At 62.1% G+C, this 22,800-nt stretch carries 21 protein-coding genes and 2 pseudogenes; 13 read left to right on the top strand and 10 right to left on the bottom strand.

Annotated features, from left to right (window positions below; translation table 11 throughout):
- Nucleotides 1-8: 8 nt before the first annotated feature.
- Both pgl and zwf read right to left on the bottom strand, forming a co-directional pair.
- Nucleotides 9-725, bottom strand: coding sequence for a 6-phosphogluconolactonase (pgl, locus tag MESCI_RS12095; RefSeq protein WP_013530235.1), 717 nt, complete (start codon nt 723-725; stop codon nt 9-11).
- On the bottom strand, nt 707-2,176 hold the full coding sequence (gene zwf / locus MESCI_RS12100; protein ID WP_013530236.1) for a glucose-6-phosphate dehydrogenase: 1,470 nt from the start codon (nt 2,174-2,176) through the stop codon (nt 707-709). The genes pgl and zwf overlap by 19 nt, the downstream gene beginning before the upstream one ends.
- Nucleotides 2,177-2,491: 315 nt before the next feature.
- Between zwf and MESCI_RS12105 the strand changes: the two are divergent.
- The 6 genes and pseudogenes from MESCI_RS12105 (at nt 2,492) to MESCI_RS12130 (ending at nt 5,764) form a co-directional block, all read left to right on the top strand.
- A pseudogene (locus MESCI_RS12105) lies at nt 2,492-3,239 on the top strand (SDR family oxidoreductase).
- Between the two features lie 86 nt (nt 3,240-3,325).
- Nucleotides 3,326-4,006, top strand: a pseudogene (locus tag MESCI_RS33415) (hypothetical protein); the annotation flags it as partial.
- 6 nt (nt 4,007-4,012) lie between these two features.
- Complete coding sequence (locus MESCI_RS33255; protein ID WP_210161360.1) at nt 4,013-4,522, top strand: RHS repeat domain-containing protein; 510 nt, start codon at nt 4,013-4,015, stop codon at nt 4,520-4,522.
- Between the two features lie 2 nt (nt 4,523-4,524).
- Nucleotides 4,525-4,848 (top strand): hypothetical protein, encoded by a 324-nt coding sequence (locus MESCI_RS12120; protein WP_164919887.1) that lies wholly within the window; start codon nt 4,525-4,527, stop codon nt 4,846-4,848.
- Nucleotides 4,849-4,910: 62 nt separating this feature from the next.
- Nucleotides 4,911-5,108: a hypothetical protein gene (locus MESCI_RS12125; RefSeq protein WP_164919888.1), complete on the top strand. Its 198-nt coding sequence runs from the start codon at nt 4,911-4,913 to the stop codon at nt 5,106-5,108.
- 5 nt (nt 5,109-5,113) lie between these two features.
- Entirely contained in the window at nt 5,114-5,764 is a 651-nt protein-coding gene (locus tag MESCI_RS12130) for a hypothetical protein (protein WP_164919889.1), read from the top strand.
- A 3-nt stretch (nt 5,765-5,767) separates the two neighbouring features.
- Here the strand turns inward: MESCI_RS12130 and MESCI_RS12135 are convergent, their stop codons facing one another.
- The 4 genes from MESCI_RS12135 to MESCI_RS12150 form a co-directional block, all read right to left on the bottom strand.
- The gene (locus tag MESCI_RS12135; protein ID WP_027162286.1) at nt 5,768-6,619 is read right to left on the bottom strand and encodes an SH3 domain-containing protein; all 852 of its coding nucleotides are present in this window, start codon (nt 6,617-6,619) and stop codon (nt 5,768-5,770) included.
- A 262-nt stretch (nt 6,620-6,881) separates the two neighbouring features.
- Entirely contained in the window at nt 6,882-8,168 is a 1,287-nt protein-coding gene (locus MESCI_RS12140) for an NAD(P)/FAD-dependent oxidoreductase (RefSeq protein ID WP_013530240.1), read from the bottom strand.
- Between the two features lie 168 nt (nt 8,169-8,336).
- Nucleotides 8,337-8,705 carry a four helix bundle protein gene (locus tag MESCI_RS12145; protein WP_013530241.1) on the bottom strand — a complete coding sequence of 123 codons (369 nt, stop codon included), beginning with the start codon at nt 8,703-8,705 and terminating at the stop codon, nt 8,337-8,339.
- A 78-nt stretch (nt 8,706-8,783) separates the two neighbouring features.
- Entirely contained in the window at nt 8,784-10,220 is a 1,437-nt protein-coding gene (locus tag MESCI_RS12150) for a glutamine synthetase family protein (RefSeq protein WP_027035719.1), read from the bottom strand.
- A 145-nt stretch (nt 10,221-10,365) separates the two neighbouring features.
- Here MESCI_RS12150 and MESCI_RS12155 point away from each other — a divergent pair, with 145 nt between their 5' ends.
- Nucleotides 10,366-11,079 (top strand): HAD family hydrolase, encoded by a 714-nt coding sequence (locus tag MESCI_RS12155; protein WP_013530243.1) that lies wholly within the window; start codon nt 10,366-10,368, stop codon nt 11,077-11,079.
- An 83-nt stretch (nt 11,080-11,162) separates the two neighbouring features.
- On the opposite strand, the gene MESCI_RS12160 is transcribed toward MESCI_RS12155, so the two are convergent.
- The 3 genes from MESCI_RS12160 to aceA all read right to left on the bottom strand — a co-directional run bounded on the left by MESCI_RS12160 (nt 11,163) and on the right by aceA (nt 13,436).
- Nucleotides 11,163-11,567, bottom strand: coding sequence for an ANTAR domain-containing protein (locus MESCI_RS12160; RefSeq protein ID WP_224621462.1), 405 nt, complete (start codon nt 11,565-11,567; stop codon nt 11,163-11,165).
- Nucleotides 11,568-11,845: 278 nt separating this feature from the next.
- Nucleotides 11,846-12,088, bottom strand: coding sequence for an SMc00767 family acetate metabolism repressor (locus tag MESCI_RS12165; RefSeq protein ID WP_006202762.1), 243 nt, complete (start codon nt 12,086-12,088; stop codon nt 11,846-11,848).
- 58 nt (nt 12,089-12,146) lie between these two features.
- Nucleotides 12,147-13,436, bottom strand: coding sequence for an isocitrate lyase (gene aceA / locus MESCI_RS12170; protein ID WP_013530245.1), 1,290 nt, complete (start codon nt 13,434-13,436; stop codon nt 12,147-12,149).
- 228 nt (nt 13,437-13,664) lie between these two features.
- Between aceA and MESCI_RS12175 the strand changes: the two genes are divergently transcribed.
- The 6 genes from MESCI_RS12175 (at nt 13,665) to MESCI_RS12200 (ending at nt 20,677) form a co-directional block, all read left to right on the top strand.
- Complete coding sequence (locus tag MESCI_RS12175) at nt 13,665-15,107, top strand: helix-turn-helix domain-containing protein (RefSeq protein ID WP_013530246.1); 1,443 nt, start codon at nt 13,665-13,667, stop codon at nt 15,105-15,107.
- Between the two features lie 150 nt (nt 15,108-15,257).
- Entirely contained in the window at nt 15,258-16,208 is a 951-nt protein-coding gene (locus MESCI_RS12180; RefSeq protein WP_013530247.1) for a DMT family transporter, read from the top strand.
- A 340-nt stretch (nt 16,209-16,548) separates the two neighbouring features.
- Entirely contained in the window at nt 16,549-17,646 is a 1,098-nt protein-coding gene (locus MESCI_RS12185; RefSeq protein WP_013530248.1) for a polyamine ABC transporter substrate-binding protein, read from the top strand.
- A gap of 84 nt (nt 17,647-17,730) precedes the next feature.
- Nucleotides 17,731-18,870 carry an ABC transporter ATP-binding protein gene (locus MESCI_RS12190; protein ID WP_013530249.1) on the top strand — a complete coding sequence of 380 codons (1,140 nt, stop codon included), beginning with the start codon at nt 17,731-17,733 and terminating at the stop codon, nt 18,868-18,870.
- 9 nt (nt 18,871-18,879) lie between these two features.
- Nucleotides 18,880-19,854, top strand: coding sequence for an ABC transporter permease subunit (locus tag MESCI_RS12195; protein ID WP_013530250.1), 975 nt, complete (start codon nt 18,880-18,882; stop codon nt 19,852-19,854).
- Between the two features lie 4 nt (nt 19,855-19,858).
- Nucleotides 19,859-20,677: an ABC transporter permease gene (locus MESCI_RS12200; protein WP_013530251.1), complete on the top strand. Its 819-nt coding sequence runs from the start codon at nt 19,859-19,861 to the stop codon at nt 20,675-20,677.
- 23 nt (nt 20,678-20,700) lie between these two features.
- Here the strand turns inward: MESCI_RS12200 and MESCI_RS12205 are convergent, their stop codons facing one another.
- Nucleotides 20,701-22,554 carry an AsmA family protein gene (locus tag MESCI_RS12205; protein WP_013530252.1) on the bottom strand — a complete coding sequence of 618 codons (1,854 nt, stop codon included), beginning with the start codon at nt 22,552-22,554 and terminating at the stop codon, nt 20,701-20,703.
- Nucleotides 22,555-22,800: the final 246 nt, after the last annotated feature.

Below are 22,800 nucleotides of genomic sequence, written 5' to 3' on the forward strand. Positions count from 1 at the left end.
ATCGAGAATCAGGGTGCCCAGAAAACCTCTACGGGCTTTTGCGCTGCGTCGAGCACGGCGCGGATTGGCTTTCGCGGCCCGGGCGCCACCGCGCCGTCGAAGGCGATACGCTTGTCCTCACCCTCGATGTGCAGCGCGATGAAGCCGGCTTCGACGATGCGGGCCAGCGACAGGGTCAGCCGCGGCTCGCCCGCACTTGCCGCATGAACCGGCAGCACGATCCTGTCGGAAGACGGGTCGAGCAGTGTTGCCAGGTCGGCGGCATCGGGAAAGAACGAGGCGGTGTGGCCGTCCGGCCCCATGCCGAGCACGACGACATCGAGCGGCCAGGGCAAGGATCGGAGCGCTGCATCGTCGGACGAGGCCGCATCCTCGATGCTGGTGGCTTCGTGATAGAGCGGCACGAAACGAGCCGCCTTGGCCGCGTTCTGCAACAGATTGGCGGCCACCAGCCCGGCATTGGAGCGTGGCGAGGAGGCCGGCACGAAACGCTCGTCGACCAGCGTCACGATCACCTTGTCCCAGGCGATGGGTATCGCTGAAAGGGCGGCGAAGAATTTTGCCGGCGTGGTGCCGCCGGAGACGGCGAGCAACCCCGTGCCGCGCTCGGCGATCGCCTTGGTCAGTCTGCCTGCAACATGGCCGGCCAGGGCCGCCGCCAGTTCCTGGCGCCCGGTGAAGCCGTTCCAGCTGTAGGCGGCGCTGTTCAATTGCTCTCGTGCCATGTCCGCCCGTCACGTTCGATCAGCGCTATCGAGGCCGATGGACCCCAGGTGCCCGCCGTGTAGCCCTGCGCCTCCTGCCTGGCACTTTCCCAGGCATTCTGGATCGGGTCGATCCATTTCCACGCCGCCTCGACTTCGTCACGGCGCATGAACAGGGTCTGGTTGCCACGGATGACGTCCATGATCAGCCGCTCATAGGCGTCCGGTGCGCGGCCGTCGAAGGACTGCGCGAAACTCATGTCGAGCGAAATCTGGCGCAGCCGCATGCCGCCCGGGCCCGGATCCTTGATCATGATGAACTGCTTGACGCCTTCGTCCGGCTGCAGCCGGATGACAAGCTGGTTGGCGAAGATCGGTCCGGCGCTGTCGCCGAAGATCGAATGCGGGATCGGCTTGAATTCGATGACGATTTCCGAAACCCGCGTCGCCAGCCGTTTGCCGGTACGCAGATAGAACGGAACGCCCGACCAGCGCCAATTGCCGATCTCGGCCTTGATGGCGACGAAGGTCTCGGTGTTGCTGTCCTTGCCGAGTTCCTCGACATAGCCTTTCACCGGTCCGCCGGCCGAAGCCCCGGCGCGATACTGCCCGCGCACGGTGTGCTTCGGCGCTTCGTTGCCGTTGATGCGCTTCAGTGCCCGCAGCACCTTCAGCTTTTCGTCGCGAACGGCGTCGGCATCCATCGACGACGGCGCTTCCATGGCGACGAGGCACAAGAGCTGCAGCATATGGTTCTGCACCATGTCGCGCAGCGCGCCGGCCTTGTCGTAATAGGTGACGCGGTCCTCCAGGCCGACGGTCTCGGCCACGGTGATCTGGACATGGTCGATATGGGCTGAATTCCACAACGGTTCGTAGAGCGCGTTGGCAAAGCGCAGCGCCATCAGGTTCTGCACCGTCTCCTTGCCGAGATAATGGTCGATGCGGAAGATCTGGCTTTCGTGGAAGTCGTCGCCGACCAGGTCGTTGAGCTTGCGTGCCGAATCGAGATCGCGGCCGATCGGCTTTTCCAGCACGATGCGCGAGTTCGGCGTGATCAGATTGTGCTCTTTCAGCTTGTGCGAGATGTCGCCGAACAGCGCCGGCGCCACCGCCAGGTAGAAGGCGCGGATGCGGTCGCTGTCGCCGATCGCCTTCTTGAGCTTGTCGAAGCCGGCGCCGCTCGTCGCATCGGCGGAGACGTAGGACAGCCGCGCCAGAAAGGTCTTCAGTTCCTTGGCGTCGATGTCGGCCGGTTTGACGTGGTCCGAGATCGCCTGCTTGGCGAAGGCCTGGAATTCTTCGTCGCTCATCTTCGAGCGCGAGGTGCCGATGATGCGTGTCGGCTCCGAAAACTGATGGTCGCGCTGGCGATAATAGAGCGACGGCAGAAGCTTGCGCTCCGACAGATCGCCGGTGCCGCCGAAAATGATGAAGTCGAAAGGATCGACGGGGATGATCTGGCTGGTCATGGTCTGTCCGCTCTGACGCCGGTCGCTGTGACGCGGCTGATATAATCTAATCGATTTAAATTTTCCAGTGCCATGGTGTCACATCTGGGTGTATGCGCCTGCCCCTTGACAGTCCGATGACCCGGAGGCTTGTCGACAGGCGCGGCACCGGAAGCCTTCGCAGTTGCAGCATAGAGCGGGATCGACGCGAAAGCCAAAGGAGAAATCGGCGATGGCCGCACATCTTTCGAGCAATCCGGCCAGAAGCCACGGGTTCGCGCGGATGTGCGCTATCGGCGCGCCGGTTGATCGTCATCAATCATGAGCGGGAAAAACATGCGTCTGGAAAACAAGGTTGCCGTCATCACCGGTGCTGCGTCCGGTTTTGGCGAGGGCATCGCCAGGCGCTTTGCGCAGGAGGGTGCCAGGGTCGTTGTCGCCGATCTCAACGCCAAGGACGCGGAGCGCGTCGCCGGCGAGATCGGCGAAGCGGCGATCTGGACCCAGACCGATGTCTCGCTGCGCTCCGAATTCGACGAGATGATCTATGCCGCCAAAAGCGCATTCGGCCGCATCGACATCATGGTCAACAATGCCGGCTACACCCATCGCAACGGCGAACATGCTCAATGTCGACGAGGAGACCTTCGACCTGATAACCGCCGTCAACATGAAGGCGATCTATCACGCGGCACTCGCCGTGGTGCCGATCATGGAGCGGCAGGGCGGCGGCGTCATCCTGACCACGGCCTCCACCGCGGGTCTGCGGCCGCGCCCCGGCCTCACCTGGTACAATGCGTCGAAAGGCTGGGCGATCACCGCCACCAAATCGATGGCGGTGGAACTGGCGCCGAAGAACATCCGCGTCAACTGCCTCTGCCCGGTTGCCGGCGAGACCGGCATGCTGGAGAAATTCATGGGCGCCGACACACCCGAAATCCGCGAGAAGTTCCGCGCATCGATCCCGCTCGGCCGGCTCTCGACGCCGCTCGACATCGCCAACGCCGCACTCTGGCTGGCCTCGGACGAAGCCGCCTTCATCACCGGCGTGGCGCTGGAGGTCGACGGCGGCCGCTGCATCTGAACGCCTGGGTAGCAGGCCAGGATCTCATCCGCTGCAATACCAGGACAAGCGCAATCTCACGGCAATCGAGGATCAACCCCGCCAACAATGAGACCTACACCTATACGGCCAACGGCTTCATCGAGAATGCCGATGGGCCGTGGGGCAGCCTCACCTATACGATCGACGGTGTCGGCAACATCACCCAGCGCACCGTAACCATTGGTGGCGTCACCTCTATCGATACCTACAGCCTTCAGGGCGGCTCCAGCCGGCTGACCGGCATCCTCACCGGCGGCGCACCGAGCCGCGGCTTCCAGTCGGACCTTGCCGGCAACGTCACGCAGGACGCGACCGTCTCGCCGGAGCTCACCAAGACCTACAGCTACAATGCCGCCGGCCAGCTCTCGGGCGCCACCACGAACGGCACGACGGCAGGCGCCTACATCTACGACTACCTGTCGCGGCTGGTCTCGCGCACCATCGCCGCCTCGTCGGCCACGCTGCACATGGTGCACGACCTCGACGGCAATGTAATCGCCGAATATGACGCGTCCGGCGCGCTGGTCACCGAATACATCTGGGTCGAAGGCCGCCCGCTGGCGATGGTCGCCGACGCCGGCATCACGCCGGTGCTCTATTACGTGCTGACTGACCATCTCGAACGGCCGGTCATGATGACCGACCAGGGCCGCAATGTCGTCTGGCAGGCGAGCTATCTACCTTACGGTGAGGTGCGTAGCATCAGTGGCACGGCGACGCTCAACCAGCGCTTCCCCGGCCAATAGTTCCAGATCGAGACGGGGCTCGCCTACAATTGGCACCGCCATTATGATGCTTCCATCGGGCGCTATCTGCAGCCCGATCCGCTCGGTATGCCGAATGGGCCGTCAAGGTGGGCGTATGTCGGCAACAGCCCGCTGATGAAGGTGGATCCGAGCGGGTTGTATTGGGTTCCAGGTCCAGGAGGGAATCGATGGTGGTGTTGGGGTGGCAATCCCTTGGACTGCGTTTTACGTCCCCCGCCCCCGCAGCCAGGGCCACAATCTTGCCCGATGCCGTCGGAACGGCGTACGACGCCTCCGCCTCCGCCGCCAGCTGGGCCGCCGGATGACGACCCTTGTGAGGAACAGCTTGCCGCTGATGAGGCGCAGTGCCAATTGCTATCCTCGGGGCGTGGTGGCGGGCGCACAACCAAAGCTGGTAGAAATTGGTATGCAGCTTGTATGGCAATAGCCAGTGAAAGATATGCCGCTTGTAGGGCAGGGAAACCCTTGCCGCCGTTTCCAATATGGAAAATGTAGCTATGAAATTTCTATTTCGGGAGAGGCTGGAAGTTTTGAACTCAGATGATTTATTTGAGTTTGGAATAACAAAAATCAATAAAAATAAAAGCGAAGAAGATTTATATGAAACAGAGGCAATCTTCATAAGAAACGGGAAAGTAACATCAAGAATAAAGTTGACTGGATTGAGTGAGTTTAAGGTTGTAATGAGCTCGTTATCCTATTTTGGGTCAAAATTAAGGGGAATAGCAAAAGATGAATCGATTACTTTTGATTTTGATGGATTAACATTTGACCAATATATACCAATAAACAAAAATTTAAGATTGATTTGGGATGAATGATTTAAAGAAAGATAAACAACAATTGTAGGGTGACAGCACACTTTTATTCTCGATGGTGGACTGTGGTCGAAGAAAATCCCCGTGATTCATCGGCCTCTTGCGAGTGCCAATCCTCCGGCTTCGCCCTCGTCGCTGTCCTTGTCTTCCTCCTCATCGTCTCCGCCATCACCTCTACCTTCGCCCTGACCGCCTGGACGCGGCTCAAGATCGCTTCGAATGAGACCGAAAGCCAGCGGTTCGGCCTGCTCGCGAAGGCCTGACCAATGTGCTGGCGGCGCGGCTGTCGAGCGATGGCGCCGATATCGGACTGCCGCTGAATTTCGAACCCGTCTCCTGCCTGGCCGGCGAGCTGACTGTCGTGACACGATTGCAGGGGCATTCGGGCCTGATCGATCTCAACGCCGCCGATCACAATCTGCTTGCCCAGGGTTTCGCCTCGCTTGGCGTCGATCCGGAGATGTCCAACTGGCTTGCGATCGCGGTCGAATATTCGCGCAGCGGCGCCAGCATCTTTGCGGCCGCTGCCACGCAAAAAGTCGAAGTCGTGGGTGGTTTCAAGCATGCACCGTTCGAATCCGTCGCTGAGCTGCAGGACTTTTCCAGGCTGCGCTCGATCTCCTTGCCTGATCTCTACAGCACATTCACGGTCAATTCGCGGCGCGGCGATCTGGTCGTAAGTCGAGCCGGCCCCACGCTGGCCAACTTCGTCAAGGCCGGAACATCGGCAGGTGCAAAGATACCCGAGCAGGCCTTCACGATCGAGGTTTCCGTCAGCCGGCGAGGGTCGGCAATCGTCGGTTCCGCCGGCTATGTCTTCGAAAGCCGTTCGGGCGATCAAGCAAGCCTGCTCCGCACTGCAGCGGTTTTGGGAACGATAGGCGCCAAGACAAGGGGCGTGCCTCACCCAAGGCGGTAGACGTCAGGCGCCGGTCTTGATGTAGCTCTTGTAGATCCAGCCGGTCTTGCCGTTGTAGGTGATCTGGCACCATTTCTTGCAGCTCATCACCTGCACCGAGGTTTTGGCTGGCACCGTACCGATGGCGGCGGCATTTTTCTTCGGGCCGCTTCGCATGGTCACGGCCCTCAGGATGCGTCCTGTTCCGGCGGCTGCGGCTTTCCTTGGCTTCGCCTTGGCCTGGCTGTCATCACCTTCTGCCGCTGGCTCTTGAGCCGGCACTTGCGGTTGCACCTCGGGAATGGCGGCGGTTTGTGCGCCGTCGGGATGGTTGCCCGCGGTTGCGCCGGGCGCGGCTACCTTGGCAAGTTCGGTGGCGGCATCGGTATCGGCTGCCGGCTGCGCGAATGCCGCCGTTTGCTTGTCGGGTGCCTTGTCCGCCACCTGGCTGGGAGCAGTCGAATCGGACGCGGATGCGGCCTTCAGCTGGGAACCGGTCCAGCGCGGGTCATTGGCGGCGAGTGCGGGAATGTTGTCTTGCGCGGCCGCCACAGTTGTTGGAATTGCGTCGGACTTGCGCGCCTGCGGCACGGCTGCCGCAGCGACCGCGGCCCCAACCGGGGTTATTTTCGTCGTCTTCACCGGAACCGTTGGAATGGTCTGTTCGGGGCTCGCTGCCGCCTGTCTGTCGCTGGCCGGCAGCGCCAGCCACAGCGCCACGGCGGCGACCCCAAGCAGCGCGGCGGTGCCGATCGCGGCGATCACCAGATGCGAGTTCGAACGGACTTCCTGCCAGAAGGACGGCCGCATGTCGTATCCGAACTGCATGGCAAAGCGCCGACGTTCCGGCGTACCGAAACTGAAGGGCTCTCTCACTCTTGCCACCTCCATAAGCGGGCCGACGTTCTTTCGATCGGTGCCGGAAGTCCGGCGTCTGATCCGCATCGGTCCCAAAAACAACGCGGGCAGGCCCGCAACAATCCCCGAACAATCGCCCAGAACCGGCAGCTTTCGCCTGCGATTGTGGCATCAGTACGCCAACATAGAGGATTCTGCGCCTTTGCGGGAAATTGCGCAATGCGTCGCACGGGCAACAAATGTTACAACAAATATTACAATATTACATCAGGCCGGCCGGCTAGATCCTGTCGCGCAGCGCAAACCAGTTGAGCGCCAGGAACAGCAGCGGCGTACGGAAACGCCGGCCGCCAGGGAAAGGCGGGATTTTCAGATCCTCGATCAGCTTCAGCCGGTCGCGGTTGCCGGCAACGGTTTCGGCATAGAGTTTACCGAAGTAGTTCGACAGCATGACACCGTGGCCGGAATAGCCGCCGGCCGAGATCACATTGGGCATCACTTCGCGCACGAAAGGCTTTCTCGGCACGGTAATGCCGACATAGCCGCCCCAGCCATGCGTGATCTCGACATCCCCGAGCGCCGGATAGAGTTCCGCGATCTGGCGGCGGATGTGGATGTGGATATCCCGGGGATCGTTGACGCCATAGACCTCGCGTCCGCCAAACAGCAGCCGCCCGTCCTTCGATTTGCGGAAATAACGCACGACGAAGCGGGAATCGTCGACCGCCTCGCCGCCCGGCAAAACGTTCGAGTCCGCTCCCAGAGGCACCGTCGCGCCGATGAAGGAACCGATCGGCATGACGTGCGCGGCACTCACCGGCTCGAGCGTGCCGCCATAGGCGTTGACCGCGATCAGGCATTTCTGCGCCGTCACCGTGCCTCTCGGTGTCGAAACCTTGACCTTGCCGCCACTGGACATGATGCCGGTTGATTGAGTCCCCTCGAACAGCTGCGCGCCTGCAAGCGCTGCCACCCGCGCCGTGCCGATCACCAGCTTCATCGGATGGATGTGCCCTGTGCCGGTGTCGCGCGTGCCGCCGAAATAGGCGGTCGAGCCCAGCCGCTCCGCCGTCTCCCTGGCATCCATGAACGAGATATGCGGGTAGGAAAAACGGCTCGCCATGATCTCGGCATGCGCCTTGTAGTCATCGACATAGCGCGGCTTGTGCGCCACCGAGAGCTGGCCCGGCATATAGTCGATATCGATCTGGTTGGCGGCGGTGAATTCGAGGAGATGCGCCTTCGCCTCTTCGGCAAGATCAAACAGCGCCTTGGCGCGGGACAAGCCGTACTCGGCTTCCAGGTCCTCGGCCCAGGCGCGCTGGCCGGTGCCAAGTTGGCCACCATTGCGCCCGGAGGCGCCATCACCGAAGCGATACGCCTCGATCAAAACGACATTGGCGCCCGCCTTGGCCAGATGCGCTGCCGCCGACAGGCCGGTAAAACCGCCGCCGATGACAACGACGTCGCATGTCCGGTCGCCATCCAGCGCCGGGTATTCAGGCCGCGGGCCGGCCGTGTCCTCATACCAGGAACGGCCGGGGGAGATCGGGGATTGGTAGGGCATGATGCTCGCAGGGAGTAGGGGAGTAGGGGAGTAGGGGAGTAGGGGAGTAGGGGAGTAGGGGAGTAGGGGAGTAGGGGAGTAGGGGAGTAGGGGAGTAGGGGAGTAGGGGAGTAGGGGAATAGGGGAATAGGGGAATAGGGGAATAGGGGAGTAGGGGAGTAGGGGAGGCTATTCGGCTGCAAGTTTACGGATGAGAAGTCGAAGAAGCTTTCCCACACTTTCGGTACTCGCCAACAATGGGCCGGACGTCGCTTTCGGCGCGATGCCAATACGTTCAGCAATCAGAAGCTGAGTTTCCAGTTCCTTCAATGATCCTTGGGCAATACGGAGAAATTGCAGATAGGAGCCTCGAATTTCCCTGCCATACCCCTCGGCTATGTTCGCCGGCACCGACGTTGCAGAGCGCCGCACTTGGCTGGTCAGTCCATAAAGTTCTTCTTTGGGCCAGGATTTCGTAGCACCGTAGACCGCCACCGCAAGATCCATCGCCTGCTCCCAAACCAGCAAGTCCTTGTAGGACCCTGTTTTTTCGGTCATCCGTCCCTACTCCCCTACTCCCCTACTCCCCTACTCCCCTACTCCCCTACTCCCCTACTCCCCTACTCCCCTACTCCCCTACACATTCAGCAACAAATACTCCCGCTCCCACGGACTGATCACTTCCATGAAGGTCTCGAATTCCGCGCGCTTGATCGCCGCATAGGTCGCGGCGAACGACTTGCCCAGATGAGCGCAGAGTTCCTCGTCGCCCTCGAACAGGTCGACGGCTTCGAGCAGGCCGCGCGGCAGGTCGATCTCGTCGGCATTGGCCGTTGTCAGGACCGGGGGCTCGGCCTTGATCTTGTTGGTGATGCCGATCAGCCCGCAGGCAAGCGATGCCGCCAGCGCCAGATAGGGATTGGCATCGGAGGACGGGATGCGGTTTTCGACGCGCCGTGCCGCCGGATCCGAGCGTGGCACGCGAAACGCCGTGGTGCGGTTGTCATAGCCCCATTTGTTGTTGACCGGCGCCGACGCCGCCTGTGTCAGCCGGCGGTAGGAATTGACATAGGGCGCGAACATCACCAGCGCGTTCGGCACATGCTTCTGCATGCCGCCGATAAAGTGGAAAAAATCGTCGGTTTCCGAGCCGTCAGCGGCCGAAAAGATGTTCTGTCCGGTCTTCTTGTCGATGATCGACTGATGGATGTGCATCGCGGAGCCGGGTTGCCCCTGGATCGGCTTGGCCATGAAGGTGGCGTAGATCTCGTGCTTCAGCGCCGCCTCGCGAATGGTGCGCTTGAACATGAACACCTGGTCGGCCAGTTCGATCGGGTCGCCATGGCGCAGATTGATCTCCAACTGGCCGGCACCTTCCTCGTGGATCAGCGTATCGATCTCCAGGCCCTGGCTTTCGGAGAAATGGTAGATGTCGTCGATCAGTTCGTCGAATTCGTTGACGCCGGCGATCGAATAGCCGGCGCCGCCGCCGATCGCGCGTCCCGACCGGCCAACCGGCGGGGTCAGCGGATAGTCCGGGTCGGGATTCTTGCGCACCAGGTAGAACTCGATCTCGGGCGCCACCACAGGCTTCAGGCCGAGCTTGTCATAGGCGGCCACCACACGCTTCAACACGTTGCGCGGCGTGAACTCGACCGAGCGTCCGTCCTGGTGGACGAGGTCGCAGATGACCGCTGCCGTCGGGTCTTCTTCCCAGGGCACCACCGTCAGCGTCGACAGGTCGGGCATCAGTTTGAGGTCGCCGTCGTCTTCGGGGTAGTGGAAGCCGTTGCCATCCTCGGGGTAGCCGCCGGATATCGTCGTCATGAAGACTGCCGACGGCAGCGCCAGCGAGGTGTTGGAGGTGAATTTCTTCGATGGCATCATCTTGCCACGCGCGACCCCTGCCTGATCTGGCGTGATGCACTCGATGTCCTCGATGCCGCGCCATTCCAGCCAGGCGCTGACTTCCTTCCAGTTCTTGACGCCTCGTTGGTTTTTCACGAAGGCAGGCGTGCGGGCGCGTCCTCCGCGGCTCGACGGACGGACTTCCTTTTTTGCAGGCGGCATCATTCACCAGATTGGGTTGCGGATTGTGGAGTATAGCCGTGCCCTCCTATGGAAGGGAAGGGGAGCCGCGTCGGGCATTGCCCGGTGCGGTTGAAAATCACGCCAATCGGCTTAGTTTCGGCCGTCCCAATTCCAATCGAGGCGTTCAATGCGGCGCAATGACAAACTGACGACGATCGGCTTCGACGCCGACGACACGTTGTGGCAGAACGAGCAGTTCTTCCGGCTGACGGAAAAGCGCTTTGCCGCCATGCTCGTCGACCATGGCGAAGCGGAGCACATCTCGGCACGATTGCTGGAGGCAGAAAGGCGCAACCTCGCTGTCTATGGCTTCGGCATCAAGGGATTTACCCTGTCGATGATCGAAACGGCGATCGAGGTCACGCAAGGCCGCGTGCCGGGCTCGGTCATAGCGGAGATTCTCGATGCTGGCCGCGAGATGCTGAGCCATCCGATCGAGGCCTTGCCGCACGCCCGCGAGACGGTCGAAAAGCTTGCCGGCGCATTCCGCCTCGTGCTGATCACCAAGGGCGACCTCTTCGACCAGGAGCGCAAGCTGGCTGGCTCAGGCCTTGGCGATCTGTTCGACGCGGTCGAGATCGTCAGCGACAAGAATGCAGCCACCTATAGCAGGCTCTTCAAGCGCCACGGCGATGGTCCGGCGAAAAGCATGATGGTCGGCAACTCGCTGAAGTCGGATGTGGTGCCGGCCATCGAGGCCGGCGGCTGGGGTGTTCATGTGCCGCATGAACTGACCTGGGTGCTGGAGCATGTCGAAGCGCCGGTAACCGAATCGAGGTTCCGCCAGATATCCGATCTCGGACAACTGCCCGGACTGATCGAAAGCATCATCGATCCCTGATCGCCGGGCGATCCGTGGTCGCCCGGCCTTACCTGGTTTCGATTCCGGACGGAAAAACCGCTACACACTTTCCCGCAATTGCCTCAGCGGCCGATCAGGCGATCGATCACCGGTTGCAACCGTTCGGGCGTGATCGGCTTGGCGATCACCACGTCGATGACACCAGACAGGCCCAGGCTTTCCGTGGTGCCATTCTTGGTTGACAGCAGGATTACCGGTGGCAGCGATTTGCCCGAGGCGCGGCGCAACGCGTCGATGCTGGACATCAGATTGTCGCAGTCCTTGTTGTCGGCGCCGCCGTCAAGGACAACCGCGCCGGGAATGAGCGACCGCAAGATCCTTGCCGCCGTGTCGGGAGATTCCGAAATCGGCTTGAGCCCGGATCGCTCGACGATCTTTGAAATCACCACGCGATTGATTGGCGACCTGCCGACGACAAGCACCTGCGACGGATCACGGATCGCCTCGGTGGTTGAGCCGCGGGTCACCAGATTCGGATGTCTTGGAGTCTCGCCTTCGCGATTCACCGGGCACACAAGTCAGCCAAGAAGCTCGCCCCTATTTCAATGCAGAGTTGAATCCGGAGCGCAATTGGCGTGAGATCGCAGCCTATGTCAAGTTGAAATAAAAGTGCCCGAAATCATCGCCGGGACAGTGAATTTCAAGCAACGCTACTGTACTCGACTGTCCACACGTGCATTTCATAAAAAGAAAATTCACCTGCGCAGGGGCTGCGCAGGTGAAGGGTCGGTTGCATGAATTTCAGTCAGCCGTGGCTCTGCTGCGTGACGATCACCGGGATCAGCAGATCGCCCCAGTTGCCGTCGCCGCCGTGATGTCGTGCCGAGCGCACGAGTTCCACCGAGACGCCCGCCTCGACCGCCTTCATAACCGACTGGTTGAGGCGGTGCAGGTCGTTGGCCAGCATGCGGATCGTCGCCTGCTGGTCGACGCTCATCGTCGTCGACTGTTCCTCGGCGCGTTCCTTGACGCGGCTTATCGATGCCATTGGTTTTCTCCTTGTGGCCCAAGCCCTGTCGGGCGTTTCCTCTGAGTTTTTCTGTTCGCTATTCGGCGGCCGGTTTGAACTGCGCGTGCTCCGTCGATTCATGCATGGCGGTGGTCGACGACTGGCCGCCGGTGATCGCCATCGACACGGCGTCGAAATAGCCGGTGCCGACCTCGCGCTGATGCTTGGTCGCGGTGTAGCCATCGGCCTCGGCCGCGAACTCCGCTTCCTGCAACTCGGAATAGGCCGCCATCTGCCGCGCCTTGTAGCCGCGCGCCAATTCGAACATGCCGTAGTTGAGCTGGTGAAAGCCGGCGAGCGTGATGAACTGGAACTTGTAGCCCATGGCGCCGAGCTCCTTCTGGAACTTGGCAATCGTCGCGTCGTCGAGGTTCTTCTTCCAGTTGAACGACGGCGAGCAATTGTAGGCGAGCAGCTTGTCGGGATGGTGCTTGCGCACGCCGTCGGCGAATTTCCTGGCCTGTGCCAGGTCCGGCTTCGAGGTCTCGCACCAGATCAGATCCGCGTAAGGCGCATAGGCGATGGCGCGGGCAATGCAGGGCTCGATGCCGTTCCTGACATGATAGAAACCCTCAATCGTGCGCCCGGCGTCGTAGTCGACGAAAGGCTGGTCGCGCTCGTCGACGTCGGAGGTGAGCAGCTTGGCGGCTTCCGCATCGGTGCGCGCGACGACCAGGGTCGGCGTGCCCATCACGTCCGCCGCCAGGCGCGCGGCGTTGAGGTTGCGGATGTGCGCCGCAGTCGGGATCAGCACCTTGCCGCCGAGATGGCCGCATTTCTTTTCCGACGCCAACTGGTCCTCATAGTGGACGCCGGCGGCGCCCGCCTCGATGAAGGCTTTCATGATTTCGAAGGCGTTGAGCGGCCCGCCGAAGCCGGCTTCGGCGTCGGCAACGATCGGCGCGAACCAGGTTTCGACCGAAAGCCCATTGCCTTCGGAGGTCTCGATCTGGTCGGCGCGCTGCAGCGTCCGGTTGATGCGCTTGACCAGTTCAGGCGCCGCATTGGCCGGGTAGAGCGACTGGTCCGGATACATCGCGCCAGCCGTGTTGGCGTCGGCGGCAACCTGCCAGCCCGACAGGTAGATCGCCTTCAGCCCGGCGCGCACCTGCTGCATCGCCTGATTGCCGGACATGGCGCCGAGCGCGTTGACGAAGTCCTCCTCGTGGATGAGCTTCCACAGCCGATTGGCGCCCATTTCGGCAAGGCTCTGGCGGATCTGCACCGAACCGCGCAGACGCTTCACATCCGCCGCCGAGTAGGGTCGTTCGATACCGTCGAAGCGACCTTCCGGCGCCGATGGGACGAGGTTGTAAAAATCAGTCATTGGTCACTCCGAGGAATTGCTGATCTGTGTCAAGGCGTCAATCATGTGGGGGTAGTTGGGTATGACTGGATTTACATTTCTGCGCGAAATCAGCCACAAAAAACAGGTAAACTGAGAGGATATAAGAGAAAACCTGTGTTGCGTTTGACAGAAGTGCGTTGTAAATTTGTCATATTGTAAAAGGCCCGTGCCCAGGAAATTCGTGTAAATTGCTGTAAAGGACAGTCCGTGGCTGACCAGAAGATCTTCGCCGGGCCGCGCATCCGCCGCATTCGTAACGCCAAGGGCCTGACCCAGACGGCGATGGCCGAGGGTCTCGGCATTTCGCCGTCCTACCTCAATCTGATCGAGCGCAACCAGCGGCCGCTGACGGTGCAGCTGATCCTCAGGCTGGCCTCCGTCTACAAGGTCGATCCACACGAGCTGCAGGGCGAGGCGAGGGGATCTGTCGCTGCGTTGAAGGAAGTGTTCACCGATCCCCTGCTGGTCGGCGAGTTGCCGGGTGATCAGGAACTGATCGAGCTTGCCGAGGCGGCGCCCAATGCGTCCGCGGCCGTGATAAAGCTGTTCCGCGCCTATCGCGAGCAGGCCGAGCGCCTGTCCGACCTCAACGAATTGCTGGCACGCGAGGGTCGGGCGACGGCGCTTTCCGGCGCCCGCCTGCCGATCGACGAGGTGCACGAGATTTTCGAGCGCCGGCCGAACCATTTCGCTGCCCTCGAGGAGGAGGCCGCGGCGTTCACCTCGGTGCTCGATCCCGGCGACGATCTGTTCGGCGCGCTGAAGGCCTGGCTGAAGCGCGAATATGGCATCGTGGTCAAGGTGCTGCCGGTCGCGACCATGCCGAACTGGCGCCGCCGTTACGATCGTCATTCGCAGCGCCTGTTCCTGTCCGAACGCCTGTCGCCGTTCGACCAGTTGCGCGAAGTCGCGATGGAGGCCTGCCTGATCCGCATGACGGTCGCGGTCGCCGGCGAGATCCAGGCGCTCAAGCTGAGCACCGACGAGGCGCGCCGCCTGGCCCGCTTCGAACTTGGCCGTTATGCGGCGCATGCGCTGATGATGCCCTATCAGGCCTTTCACGCGGCTGCCGTGCGCGCCCGCTACGACATCGATGTCCTGCGTTCGCGCTTCGGGGTCTCCTTCGAACAGGCGGCCAACCGGCTGACCATGCTGCAGCGGCAGGGTGCCTCGGGCGTGCCGTTTTTCATGCTGGAGGTCGACAATGCCGGCAACCGCTTCCGCAAGGCCGGCAGCCAGGGCTTTCCTCAAAGCCGCTTTGGCGGCGGCTGTCCCAAGCTGCCCGTGCATGTCGCCTTCACCCAGCCCGGCCAGGTCTTCGTCGAGGCAGTGGAAATGCCCGACGGCGCCGAGTTCCTGTGCATCGCCCGCACGCTGGAAGGGCCGCAAGGCGCATTCTCGGAACGCCCGCGCCGCACCGCGCTGCTGCTCGGTTGCGACATCGGCTTTCGTGACGACATCGTCTATGGCGCGGCATTGCCCGGTGCGGCAATCACCGCAAAGGCCGGCACCGTCGCGGCGACGCCGGTCGGGCCTGCTTGCCGGCTTTGCGAACGCGTCGGCTGCCTGGCGCGGGCAGAACCGCCGGTGACGCGCCCGCTCGGCCTCGACGAGATGGTGACGGGCCTGAGTGCTTTCGATTTTCAGTGACGCCGTGTTCTTCTGAAATGGAGCAAGGTGCCACAATTGTCGGCGGCCGCTGGCTCAGTTCCGGCCTGCGCCTTTGCGTTACGCCAACAGAGCATCTTTTTGTCGTCCCTTGCGCATCGTCCCGTCCACAAGAGCCCGACAGTGGCAGCCATGATCGATACCGCATCGCCGATCGTCGCATCGCCAGCCGTCTCGCCGCGCGAGGAGCGCGTCGGCATGCTTTTGGTCTTCCTGTCGGCGCTGATGTGGAGTTTCGGCGGCGCCATCGCCCGCTTCATCACTGTCGGTGACAGCTGGACGGTCATTTTCTGGCGATCCGTGTGGGCAGCCGCCTTCCTGGTCTGCTTCATGGTTTGGCGTGACGGCTGGCGTGGCATGCTGAAGCTGTTCCGTGACATGGGGTTGCCCGGCCTTGCCGTCGGGATCTGCTTTGCCACGGCATCGACCGCCTTCGTCGTGGCGCTCGCCTACACCACCGTCGCTAACATCCTTTTGATGCAGGCAGGCGTGCCGTTGCTGGCGGCGCTGTTTGCCTGGGCATTGTTTCGCGAAAGGGTTGGTGTCGCGACCTGGGTGGCAATCGCCGCCGTCATCACCGGCGTCGCCATCATGGTGTCGGAATCGCTCGATGGCGCCGTCTCGCCCATAGGCGATGGGCTGGCGCTGTTGATCGCGGTCATGTTTTCGGTCGCCACCGTCATCACCCGGCGGTTCTCCGGCGTGCGCATGACGCCGGCGACGTGCCTCGGCACCATGCTCGCGGCCGGCTTTGCCGTCTCGCAGGCATCGACCCTCGCCGTATCTGTCAGTGACATGGGCTTTCTGTTTGCCTTCGGCGTGGTCAATCTCGGCCTCGGCCTGGCCTTCTTCGCCACCGGCGCGCGACTGATCCCGGCGGCCATCGCGGCGCTGCTCGGCACGTTCGAGCCGATCCTCGGCCCGATATGGGTCTGGCTCATTCATTCCGAGGTGCCGTCGGGGCGCACCATCATCGGCGGCGCGGTTGTGGTCACGGCGCTGCTCGTCCATATCGGGCTCGAATTCAAGCGCCAGGCAAGGCCCGAACGCGCAGGGGTCACCGGGGTGCCGTCACCTAATTGAAGCGGCCTGCAGCTTTGCCATTGACAACGTCGCTGCGGCACGGGCAGGCTGGGAATACGGCAACAACAAGACAGGCGTATCTTGCCAAGTCTCCCAGCCGGTCCGATCGGGACCGGACCATATCGTCGTATCTCTGCCCGCGCCATGGCGAAAGCCTCTGACGGTATTGGCGCGCCTCCCAGGCCGCCTCAGGGGCATCCAACCATCTCATCGAACCGCCTGCATGGTCTCGGCAGTTCGCGCTTGTCGCCCCTTGGAAAGCTCAATAGTCTGAAGAAAATGCCGGTCGCGCTGATGTCGCGACGAGCCGGTGAAGGAACACTCATCAAAGGAGAATAGCATGATCCGCAAAGCGCTCTGGCTTTCGGCAACGTCGGCATTCCTGACATTTTTCACCGTCGGCGGTCACGCCGAAGATCGTGTCGTCAACGTCTTCAACTGGTCGGACTACATCGACAGTTCGATCATCGACGATTTCACCAAGGAAACCGGCATCAAGGTCGTCTATGATACCTTCGATTCCAACGAAATCCTTGAGACCAAGCTGCTTGCCGGCGGCAGCGGCTATGACGTCGTCGTGCCCAGCGGCAATTTCCTTGCGCGCCAGATCCAGGCCGGCGTGTTCCAGAAGCTCGACAAGTCGAAGCTGCCCAACATTTCCAACATGTGGGATACGGTTTCGGAACGCACGGCCAAGTACGACCCCGGCAACGAATACTCGGTCAACTACATGTGGGGCACGGTCGGCATCGGCTACAACATCAAGAAGGTGCAGGCGGCGCTCGGCACCGACAAGATCGACAGCTGGGATGTCTTCTTCAATCCCGACAGCCTGGCCAAACTGAAGGACTGCGGCGTCTACGTGCTGGACTCGCCGGCCGACATCATTCCGGCTGCACTGAAATATCTCGGCCTCGACCCGAACAGCACATCGCCCGACGATATCGCCAAGGCCGAGGAGACCTTGCTCAAGGTCCGACCTTATATCAGGAAGTTCCATTCCTCCGAATACATCAACGCGCTCGCCAACGGCGATATCTGCCTGGCCGTCGGCTGGTCGGGTGACGTGTTCCAGGCCCGCAATCGCGCGGTCGAGGCCAAGCAGGGCGTCGAGATCGGCTATTCCGTGCCGAAGGAGGGTGCGCAGATGTGGTTCGACCAGATGGCGATCCCTGCCGACGCGCCGCATGTCGCGGAGGCGCTCGAGTTCATCAACTACATGATGAAGCCGGAAGTTATCGCCAAGTCGTCGAACTACGTGCTCTACGCAAACGGCAACAAGGCTTCGCAGCAATTCGTCGACAAGGCACTGTTGGAGGATCCTTCGGTTTATCCAGATGCCGAGACCATAAAGAAGCTCTACACCGTCTCGCCATACGATCCCAAGACACAGCGCGTCATCACGCGCACCTGGACCAAGATCGTCACCGGCCAGTAAGCAATCCGACACGGTCCCGGCAGTCACCTGCCGGGACCGTTTTTACCTGGGGCAAGAAGCAAGAAAATCAGGACGGAGTGGGACATGAAATCGCTTGGCAGCATCCGCAGGGATTTTGCACCGTGGAACGACCCGAACGCCAAGCCGTACATCCAGTTCGACAACGTCACCAAGAAGTTCGGTGACTTCACCGCCGTCAACAATCTGTCTCTGACCATCTTCGAGCGCGAGTTCTTCGCGCTGCTCGGTGCTTCCGGTTGTGGAAAGTCGACGCTGCTCAGGATGCTCGCCGGCTTCGAGGAGCCGACAGCCGGCCGCATTCTGCTCGATGGCCAGGATCTGCGCGGCATCCCGCCCTACCGGCGGCCGGTCAACATGATGTTCCAGTCCTATGCGCTGTTCCCGCATATGACGGTCGAGAACAACATCGCCTTCGGCCTCAAGCAGGATGGCATGCCGAAGCCCGAAATCGCATCGCGCGTTGCCGAGATGCTGAAGCTGGTCAAGCTCGAGCAGTTCGCCAAGCGCAAGCCGCATCAACTGTCCGGCGGCCAGCGCCAGCGCGTCGCGCTCGCCCGCTCGGTCGCCAAGCGGCCGAAGGTGCTGCTGCTCGACGAGCCGCTCGGCGCGTTGGACAAGAAGCTGCGCGAAGAGACGCAGTTCGAACTGATGGACCTGCAGCAGAATCTCGGCCTGACCTTCGTCGTCGTCACCCACGACCAGGAAGAGGCGATGACCATGGCCGATCGCATCGCCATCATCGACAAGGGCGAGGTGATGCAGGTGGCAACGCCGGCCGAAGTTTACGAGGCGCCGGGATCGCGTTTCGTCGCCGGCTTCGTGGGCAACGTGAACATGTTCGAGGGCAAGATCGCGCGTGGCGAGGCGGGCAGCGCCAGCATAGACGCCGGCAACGGCATCACCATCCGCACCGACAATGCCGGCACCGCCGGGGCCGGGACGGCCGTCACCTTCGCCATCAGGCCCGAAAAGATCAAGGTGTCGTCGAAGAAGCCGGCCGAGGCGGTCAACGCCATCGAGGGCGAGGTCTACGACATTGCCTATCTCGGCGACATGACCGTCTATCATGTCAGGCTGGACGACGGCCAGGTGGTGCGCGCCAGCACCATGAACGCGGCCCGCATCACCGAGGATCCGTTGAGCTGGAACGACCGCGCCTGGGTTTCCTTCCGGCCCGACGCCGGCGTCGTGCTGACGCGGTAGGGGGCGACCATGTCGAGCGCCGCCGTCACCACCGCATCAGCCTCTCCGGCATCCAATGCCGGCAAATCCATCCTTGCCAGGCTGGGTGCTGCCTTCGTTGGCCGACTGGTCATCATCATCCCGTATGTCTGGCTGCTGTTCTTCTTCCTCATTCCGTTCGTCATCGTCTTCAAGATCTCGCTGTCGCAGACGGCGATCGCCATTCCGCCCTATACGCCGGCGCTCGATTTCAGCGGCGGTATCTCAGGGTTCCTGGCTCAGCTGAAACAGCTCAGCCTCGACAATTACACCTGGCTGACGCAGGACGCGCTCTACTTCAACGCCTATGTGACCAGCGTCATCATCGCCGCGGTCTCGACGGTCCTGACATTGCTCGTCGGCTACCCCATCGCCTACGGCATGGCGCGCGCGCCGGCGACGATCCGCCCGACCTTGCTGATGCTGGTGATCCTGCCGTTCTGGACCTCGTTCCTGATCCGCGTCTACGCCTGGATCGGCATTCTCAAGCCCGAAGGGCTGCTCAATCAGCTGCTGCTCGCCACCGGCGTCATCCACCAGCCGCTGATCATCCTCAACACCTATACGGCGATCTTCATCGGCATCGTCTATTCCTACCTGCCGTTCATGGTGCTGCCGCTCTATTCCGCGCTCGAGAAGATGGACTATTCGCTGATCGAGGCGGCCAAGGATCTCGGTTGCCCGCCGACCAGTGCGTTCTGGAAAATCACCTTCCCGCTGTCGCTGCCCGGCGTCATCGCCGGCTGTCTGCTGGTGTTCATTCCGGCCGTCGGCGAATTCGTCATTCCCGATCTGCTCGGCGGATCGCAGACGCTGATGATCGGCAAGACGTTGTGGAACGAGTTCTTCGCCAATCGCGACTGGCCGGTATCGTCGGCCGTGGCCGTCATCCTGCTGTTGCTGCTGATCGTGCCGATCATGCTCTTCCAGCGGGCTCAGGCGCGCGCTCAGGAAATGGACAGGTGACCTCATGAACGCCACCTGGAGCCGCTTCAACATCACCTCGATCGTGCTTGGCTTTGCCTTTCTCTACCTGCCGATCGTGCTGCTCATCGTCTTCTCGTTCAACGAATCGAAACTGGTCACGGTCTGGGGCGGTTTCTCGACCAAATGGTACGTCTCGCTGTTCCACAACCAGGGTCTCATGGACGCGACCTGGGTGACGGCGCGTGTTGGCCTGATCTCGGCCACGGTTGCGACGGTGCTGGGCACCCTGGCGGCACTCACCTTGACCCGCTACACGCGCTTCAAGGGCAGGGTGCTGTTTTCCGGCATGGTCTTTGCGCCGCTGGTCATGCCGGAAGTCATTACCGGCCTGTCGCTGCTGCTGCTCTTCGTCGCCGTCGGGCTCGACCGCGGCTTCCTCACCGTGACGCTCGCCCACATCACGCTGACCATGTGCTTCGTCGCCGTGGTCGTGCAGTCGCGCCTCATGACTTTCGACCGCTCGCTGGAAGAAGCCGCGATGGATCTTGGCGCAACGCCGGTGAAGACCTTCTTCCAGATCACATTGCCGGTCATCATGCCGGCGATCGTCTCCGGCTGGATGCTGGCTTTCACGCTTTCGCTCGACGATCTGGTCATTGCCAGCTTCACCTCGGGGCCGGGCGCGACGACGCTGCCGATGAAGATCTACAGCCAGGTTCGCCTCGGCGTGACGCCGGAAATCAACGCCGCCTGCACCATCCTGATCGCCGTCGTGGCGATCGGCGTCATCATCGCCTCGCTTGCCAACAAGCGGCGTGAGGTGCAGCGCCAGCTCGACGAGCAGGCCGCGCAGCGCGGGTGAAAGATAGGAGGCGCGGTGGCGGCCTATTCCCCGGAAACGCCGCGGCTGATCGGGGAAATGAACGGCGTGCTCCAGGTTCCGCCGACGAAGAACGACGACTGGTTGGGGCCTTGCTGGCCGTTGGCCTGCGTTGCCGCCTGATCCGGCTGAATGACGCCGCCGGACAAGGCCAGTCCGCGCCCGGCGTAGGACGCGATGCCGGACAGCCAGATCTTGTACTTCGCTGAATTGGCCTCGGCCTTGTCGATTCGCGCCACGCCCTTCGAAATGGTTGCCTTGATCTCGGCACCGTCGATCGGCAACGTTCCGTCGGAGACATCGTCGAGCGCGAAGAAGCCGCCCTGTTCGGTATGTTTGAGGAAGGCCGGCAGGTTGAGCTTGCTCAACGCACCCGGCCCGAAGGTCGCCGAGACCGAGCCGTCGGCATTGTCGAAGATGGAATCCCAGGTTCTGCCCGGCCCCTTGAGGATCACCGAGACGGTGCCCGTGCCGACCGGCACCAGCCGCGTCATCCCTGCCGCCGTGCCGAAAGCACCGCCGTCGATGTCGGACGCCAGAAGGCGGATTTCGACCTGCGAGCCTTCCGGCTTGCGATCGAAGCGAAGGCTGGTCTGGATGTTGCCGCCGAAGGCCGAGGCATCGGAGATGTCGAAGACGGACAGACCATCCTTGACCTGGGCCGTGGCGGCGACGTCGGCGAGCTGGATCGGCCCCGCCGTGGCGTGCGCCGCCGACAGCCTGAGATCGAGATTGATCTTGTCGGCGAAACTTGTGTCGATTTCGCCAGGCCCCGCCCCTCCGGTCGGCACCAGCGGGGTGAAGGCCGACAGAAACGATCTGAGGTCGAGCGTGTCGAAGGCGAGCGTGCCGGAGATCACCGGTTGTGCTTCACCAAGCGAGAGGTCCAGCGCACCCATCCCCGGATTGTTGTCGAGTGCAATCGCCGTGTTGTCGAACTTGACGCGCCCGCCGGTCGCGGTGATCTTGCTCGAAATGCTGACCGAGCCGATCGCCGCACCCGGAGCGATGCCGGCCTGCGACCATTCCAGGACACGCCGCAGCGAGGGCGCCGAGAACTTCGCTTGACCGTCGAAATAGGTATTTTCAGACATGCTGGCCGTGCCGTCGAACGAGAAGGTGGCGGGCGCCGCCTTGAAGGACAGTGTCAGCGGCGCCGTGCCGCCGGCAAACAGCACAAGCGGTTTGGCCGAGGCGACGTCCAGCGCGACGCTTTCGCCCCGCCAGATGCCGGTTGCCGACAGCGTCGCATTGCTGTTCATCGCCGCCCAATTTGCCTGACCGTTCAAGCTGCTCAGGATCTCGACGTCCTTGCCGCCGATGGAGGCTACCATGCGGCCGTCACGAAACTCGACCGTGCCGAAGGTGTCGGTAGGCAGCTTGTCGAGGTCCGGTTTGGCGGGGTCGGCGTTGACCAGGCCGCGCGCCGTGTCGATGGAGCGCGTGATGCGCCCGCCGGTCGGGACAGCGGGCAGGAAAAGGCCGGCAGGCGTGCGCTGGACCCGGATCGTCGGCCGCACCAGCCGCGCCGTCGAAAACGCCACGTCGCCGCGCAAGGCCGCCATGGCGGAAAGGTCGACCTCGACCCGTTCTGCCTCGACCACCGGCGGCGCCTCGGTGTCGGTCCATTGTGACAGCGTCACATCGGTCAGGATTGCGCGGAATGTCGGCCAGACCTCGATACGCGGCGAACCGTCGATGGCGACACGGAAGCCGCTCCACGCACTCATTTCCCAGGCGATGCGATCGCGCACGATACGGGTGGAGGCGATCAGCGGCAGAGCGGCAACGACCAGCGCGACGACGATCACGGCAGCGCCGATCGCCCATATTCCGCGCCGGATCATAGATGATGGCATATGGCCCCGTATGCTTCCATTCCGACAAATCGCGCGACGGGTGTAACCCCGGTCGTCACCACGACTCCAGTCGTGACCAGGACTTCCGGCCGTCACTACGACTTCAAGTTGTCACTACGACTTAGGGCTGAGGCATTTCAAGTCTTTATGGCCCGGCGATGGCATTTGCGCACATCTGGTCGCATCAGCCGAACAAAATCTTGCTCTGCTGCGCTGCGATATGCATAAGCGATGGCGACCGTGGAG

Origin of the sequence: Mesorhizobium ciceri biovar biserrulae WSM1271, assembly GCF_000185905.1 — a bacterium.
Lineage (GTDB): Bacteria > Pseudomonadota > Alphaproteobacteria > Rhizobiales > Rhizobiaceae > Mesorhizobium > Mesorhizobium ciceri.